The 631-nt window shown below is 45.8% G+C and carries 1 protein-coding gene; it reads right to left on the bottom strand.

Features of this window, described 5'->3' with window-relative positions; translation table 11 throughout:
• A partial coding sequence (locus R7Q46_RS27960) for a phosphoenolpyruvate carboxylase (protein WP_318078403.1) occupies positions 1-631 on the bottom strand: 631 nt, incomplete at both ends.

Below are 631 nucleotides of genomic sequence, written 5' to 3'. Positions count from 1 at the left end.
TCATCGAGAGTTCGCTGATCAATTCATTGATGTCATTGAGATAAAGGTCAGCGGCTTTCCAACGAGACAGAAGCAGTACTTCACGCGTTACGCTATGAGTAACGAACGGGTTGCCATCACGGTCACCCCCCATCCAAGAAGAGAAATGCACTGGACGAGCATCAATTGGTAAACCTTCACCTAGGTAAGACTTCAGACGATCATTCATTTCACGTAGGAAATCTGGCACTGCTTCCCACAGTGAGTTTTCTACTACGGCAAAGCCCCATTTCGCTTCATCTAATGGAGTAGGGCGTTGTTGACGAATCACGTCAGAATGCCAGCTTTGTGCGATAAGTTGCTCTAAGCGACGCTCTGTTTTTTTGCGTTCTTTAGAAGACAGGTCGCTGAGTTCTAGTTTGGATAAACACTCGTTGATCTTGACCAGTTTATTGATCATGGTGCGGCGAGTGATTTCCGTTGGGTGCGCGGTTAATACCAGTTCAATATTCAAATCACGTACCGCTTGAGCCGTATCGAGTTTGCTAACATCGTTTTGTACCAGTTTAGAAAACAGCGAGTTAATCGCGTCTGGTTCACAGATGTGCTCTTCACAGTGACGTGAAATGGTGTGGTATTGCTCGGCAATATT

The sequence above is a fragment of the Vibrio sp. 811 genome (genome assembly GCF_033339195.1).
Note: the sequence above shows the minus strand (reverse complement) of the source record. Positions and strands in the feature narration are given on the sequence as shown.